The sequence below is a fragment of the Fundidesulfovibrio sp. genome (assembly GCF_058402725.1).
This window is the reverse complement of sequence record NZ_JBZVFJ010000207.1, coordinates 1-4,615: the sequence shown is the minus strand read 5'-3', so window position 1 is coordinate 4,615 and position 4,615 is coordinate 1. Positions and strand designations below refer to the sequence as shown.

Below are 4,615 nucleotides of genomic sequence, written 5' to 3'. Positions count from 1 at the left end.
GCGTTGGCCACGCCCAGGCCCGCCTTCACGGCCAGCACGCCGTAGGCGAAGCCCACGGGCAGGTAGCCCATGACGATGGGCAGGGCCTGGGCGAGGGCCGAGGGCTCGGAGCGTTCGGGCGTCAGGGGCATGGGGGTGGCTGCTACCGGGAAGGAGGCCCACGGTCAAGGCCGCGCGGGCCGGGCCGCCGCGCGTGGAGAGGTGGCTCCAGGACGCCGGGCGGCCCTTGCCTCCGGCGAGCCCTGGCGTCACGGGGGGCGATGCGCTATCCCCTTTTCACAAGGAGTTCTCCATGAGCGTCACGCGCACCGTCACCACCTGCACGCGCGATTGTCCCAGCTGTTGCGGCCTGGTGGCCGTGGCCAAGGACGGCGTGCTCCAGGCCATCGAGGGCAACCCGGCGCACCCCCTCAACCGGGGCGGGCGCTGCCGCAAGATGCGCGCCTACGTGGCGCGCGTGAACAGCCCCGAGCGTGTTGTCCGCCCCATGCGGCGCGAAGGCTCCTCCTGGCGGCGCGTGAGCTGGACCCAGGCCCTGGACGAGCTGGCGGACCGGCTGGGCGAGGCTGCTTCTTCGAGCGGCCCCGAGTCCATCCTGCACTACCAGGGCTACGGCGAGCGCACGGCGCTCAAGCTCCTCAACGGCCGCTTCTTCGCCCACCTGGGCGGGGCCACGGGGCTAGCGGGCTCGCTGTGCAGCGGCACGGCCTACGCCGCCATGTCGCTCGATTTCGGCGCGCGCCTCTCCCACGACCCCCTGGACCACCTGAACAGCCGCACCCTGGTGCTCTGGGGCCGCAACCCGGCGGCCACCCAGTTCAACATGACGCGCATCCTGTCCCTGGCGCGCAAGGGAGGGGCAACCGTCTGGCTGGTGGACCCGGCCGCCACCGAGAGCCTCGCGCTGGCCCACCGCCACGTGCGCCCCGCACCGGGCGCGGACCTCCACCTGGCCCTGGCGGCGGCCCGCCACGCCCTGGAGCAGGGCTGGGAGGACAAGGACTTCCTGCGCGTGCGCTCCGAGGGCTTCGAGGCCTTCCGCGCCCTGGCCTTCGCGCGGCCGGTGGAGGAGCACGCCCGGCTGGCTGGCGTCCCCCCCGAGGACGCGCGCGCCCTGGCCCAGGCCCTCTGCCGGGAGCGCCCGGCCGCCGTGCTCCTGGGCTGGGGCCTGCACCGCCATATGGACGCCCATCTGGGCGTGCGCGCCATCGACGCCCTCCAGGCCCTGGCGGGCAACGTGGGCGCGCCCGGCGGCGGCGTAAGCCAGGGCTTCGAGGAATACGGACCCTACGACCAGTCCGTCTGGGGCGAACACCTCCACCCGCCGCGCCGCGCGGTGCTCCTGCCGGACCTGGCCCGCTCCATGGAGTCCTGCCGGAACCCGCGCCTGCGCGCGGCCGTGGTCAGCGCGGCCAACCCCGCGTGCATGGCCCCGGACTCCGAGGCCGTGGCCCGGGCCTTCCGGTCCCTGGAGTTCACGGCGTACCTGGGCCACTTCCTGGACGACACGGCCCGGCTGGCCCACCTCTTCCTCCCCTGCGCGACGTATCTCGAGGAGGACGACGTGGTGGCCTCCTACGGCCACAACTACCTGGGGCCGGTGAACAGGGCCTGCGAGCCCCGGGGCGAATGCCGCCCCCAGTTCGACATCTACCAGGACCTGGCCTCGCGCTTCCCTTTCGCGAACCTCTACCAGAAGCCCCTGGACGAGTGGCTGGCCATCATCTGCCGACCCTTCCTGGACAAGGGCTTCACCCTGGAGGACATCCGGCGCGGCCCCGTGCGCGACCCGGACGCCCCCATGGTCCCCTGGCGCGAGGGGTCTTTCGCCACGGACTCCGGCCGCTTCCGCTTCCTGGACGCCCTGGCTCAAAGTCCCGAGTCCCAGGACGACCGCCCCCTGGTGCTCCTCACCACCGGCAGCCCGGAGCATCTCTGTTCGGAGCTGACCCCGGCGGAGCACGATCCCCTGCCCGTTGCCCGGGTGCACCCGGACGCCGGGCGCTCCCAGGGCGTGGCGGACGGCGAACCGGCCTGGATGGAGAGCGCACTGGGGCGGGTGAAGGTGCGCGTGCGCTTCGACGCGGCCCAGCGCCCGGACGTGTGCCTGTGCCGCCGGGGCGGCTGGGTCGCGGCCGGACACGGCCTGAACCGCCTGATCCCTGCCGGGGCCGGCGCTCTGGGCAACGGCGCGCCCTACTACCGCGCCCGGGTGCGCCTGCTGCCGGTCCCGCCCGATCCTGCGCCGTCCGGCCCGGTTGACAGCGCCGGGCACGGGCAGTAGCTCCCTGGCATCCCGCAATCCAACCGGAGAATCCATGCCTCCCATTCCCGTCACGGTGCTCACCGGCTTTCTCGGAGCCGGCAAGACGACCCTTCTCAACCGCGTGCTCACGGGTTCCCACGGCAAGCGCTACGCCGTCATCGTCAACGAGTTCGGCGAGGCCGGCATCGACAACGACCTGGTGGCCACCTCGGACGAGGAAATCTTCGAAATGAACAACGGCTGCGTCTGCTGCACCGTGCGCGGCGACCTCATCCGCATGGTGGCCGGTCTCACGCGGCGCAAGGGCCGCCTGGACGGCATCCTGGTGGAGACCACCGGCCTGGCCGACCCCGCCCCCGTGATCCAGACCTTTTTCCTGGACGCCGACACCCGCGAGCGCGCCGCACTGGACAGCGTGGCCACCGTGGTGGACGCCCGCCACGTCCACGCCCAGCTGGAGAGCCAGCCCGAGGCCCGCGAGCAGGTGGTCTTCGCGGACCTCGTTATCGTCAACAAGGCCGACCTGGTGGACGCAGAGGGCCTGGAGGCCGCCGTTCGGGCCGTGCGCTCGCTCAATCCCCGGGCCGAGGTGCTCGTGGCCGAGCGCTGCGACGTGCCCGTGGAGAAGGTGCTGGGCCGGGGCTCCTTCGACCTCGCGAAGCTCCTGGACATCGAACCCGACCTCCTGGACGAGGGCGCGCACGAGCACTCCCACGGCCATGTGGGCTCCGTGTCGCTGACCAGCGACCGCCCCGTGGACTTCGAGCGTTTCAAGGCCTGGATCGGCGGCTACCTCAACGAGCACGGCCAGCGGGTGATGCGCTGCAAGGGCGTGCTGCACCTGCCCGGCGAGCGCCAGCGCATGGTCTTCCAGGGCGTTCACATGCTCCTGGAGCTGGGCTTCGGCCTGCCCTGGCGCGAGGGCGAACGCCCCATGAGCAAGGCCGTGTTCATCGGCAAGGATCTTGACCGCCTGGCCCTTGAGATCGCCTTCAAAGACTGCCTGGTGAAGCAATGAGCGCCCCCGAGAACCTCTCCCCCGGCTTGTGGCAGTGGTCGACAGGGGCCTTCGCCGAACGCGTCGCCTTCTCCTCCGACGCGGGCTCCCTGGCCGTGGCCCTGGGCGACGGCCGCCTGGGCGTGGCCTCCCTGCCCTCGGGGACCATGGAGTATTTCCCCGTGCACCGGGGCTCCTGCCTGAGCGTGGCGGCGCACCCCGCCGGGGGGTGGATCACCGGCGGCGACGACGGCGTGCTGGCCTACGTGGACGCCAAGGGCGCGGCCGAACAGATCGCCCTCGTCAGCGGCTGCTGGCTGGAGCACATGGCCGCCTCCCGCGACGGCGAGATCCTTGCCGTGGCCGCCGGACGCAACGTCCTGGCGCTGGATCTGCACGCGGGCTCCATGGCCACCCTGGGGCCGCACCCCGGAGCGGTTTCGGGACTCTGCGTCAGCCCTGCCGGTGGCGTGCTGGCCGCCACCCACGCCGGGGGCTTCTCCCTGTGGGACCTCCAGGAGGCCCAGACCCCCACGCGCCTGGACCTCCAGGGCATGAACATCGCCCCGGCCTTCTCCCCCGACGGATCGTATCTGGCGTTGGGGCACCAGGAGAACGCCATCCACGTGGTTGACTTGGAATCGCGCAAGGTCTTCCAGTTGGGGGGGCTGCCCGCCCGGCCCGGCAGCCTGAGCTGGTCCCACGACGGGGGGCTTCTCCTGCACACGGGCACCAAGGCCGTGCTGGGCTGGCCCGTGCCCGGCTGCTTCGCCCCCGATCCCTCGCCCGTGGCCTTCGCCGTGCAGCCCGAGGCGCGCATGACCGCCCTGGACGCCAACCCCCGCATCCCCTTCGCGGCCTGCGGCTTCGCGGACGGGACGCTGCTTTTGGCGGAGCTCAAGCGCATGGCCGCCCATCCCTTGGACCTGGAACCCCTGGCCCCCGCCACCTGCGCCCTCTGGAGCCCCCAGGGCCTGCACCTGGCCTGCGCCTTCGAGGACGGCCGCGTGGCGCTCCTGGACCTGCGCGCCTTCCTGGCCCAGGGTTGACACCCCCTTCGGAGACCCCCATGAACACCCCCGTCCGCATCCGCCTCGTCGCCTCGCTTCTGGCCTGCCTGTGCCTTCTGGCCGTTCCGGCCCCGTCCGTGCGGGCAGCGGCCACCCTCGACGCCGTGAAGGCCCGGCTCGTCGCCGACGGCGTGCCCCGCGACCAGGTGGAGGCCGCCTTCGCCAGGCCCTCGGTGCGATTCACCGAAGGCCCCATGTCCCAGAAGCTCTTCGACAAGTTCACGGCCAAGTACGGCTCCGACACCATCCGGGGGCTGCAGCAGCGGCTCATGGAGTTGGGCT

At 72.4% G+C, this 4,615-nt stretch carries 4 protein-coding genes and 1 pseudogene; 4 read left to right on the top strand and 1 reads right to left on the bottom strand.

The window, feature by feature from the left end; all coding sequences use genetic code 11:
* A pseudogene (locus ACV4UX_RS17445) lies at nucleotides 1–131 on the bottom strand (AzlC family ABC transporter permease); the annotation flags it as partial.
* Nucleotides 132–292: 161 nt separating this feature from the next.
* Between ACV4UX_RS17445 and ACV4UX_RS17440 the strand changes: the two are divergent.
* The 4 genes from ACV4UX_RS17440 to ACV4UX_RS17425 all read left to right on the top strand — a co-directional run.
* Nucleotides 293–2,284, top strand: coding sequence for a molybdopterin-dependent oxidoreductase (locus ACV4UX_RS17440; RefSeq protein ID WP_491594551.1), 1,992 nt, complete (start codon nucleotides 293–295; stop codon nucleotides 2,282–2,284).
* Between the two features lie 34 nt (nucleotides 2,285–2,318).
* Entirely contained in the window at nucleotides 2,319–3,284 is a 966-nt protein-coding gene (locus tag ACV4UX_RS17435) for a CobW family GTP-binding protein (protein ID WP_491594550.1), read from the top strand.
* A complete protein-coding gene (locus ACV4UX_RS17430) occupies nucleotides 3,281–4,312 on the top strand; it encodes a WD40 repeat domain-containing protein (RefSeq protein WP_491594549.1) in 1,032 nt (343 codons plus the stop codon). The genes ACV4UX_RS17435 and ACV4UX_RS17430 overlap by 4 nt, the downstream gene beginning before the upstream one ends.
* Nucleotides 4,313–4,332: 20 nt before the next feature.
* Nucleotides 4,333–4,615, top strand: a 283-nt coding sequence (locus ACV4UX_RS17425) for a hypothetical protein (protein WP_491594548.1), incomplete at its 3' end; no start/stop codon positions are given.

Bases quoted from the DNA above. Each gene is read 5' to 3' on its own strand.
- ACV4UX_RS17435 (WP_491594550.1), top strand. From the start codon at position 2,319: ATGCCTCCCATTCCCGTCACGGTGCTCACCGGCTTTCTCGGAGCCGGC.
- ACV4UX_RS17430 (WP_491594549.1), top strand. From the start codon at position 3,281: ATGAGCGCCCCCGAGAACCTCTCCCCCGGCTTGTGGCAGTGGTCGACA.
- ACV4UX_RS17440 (WP_491594551.1), top strand. From the start codon at position 293: ATGAGCGTCACGCGCACCGTCACCACCTGCACGCGCGATTGTCCCAGC.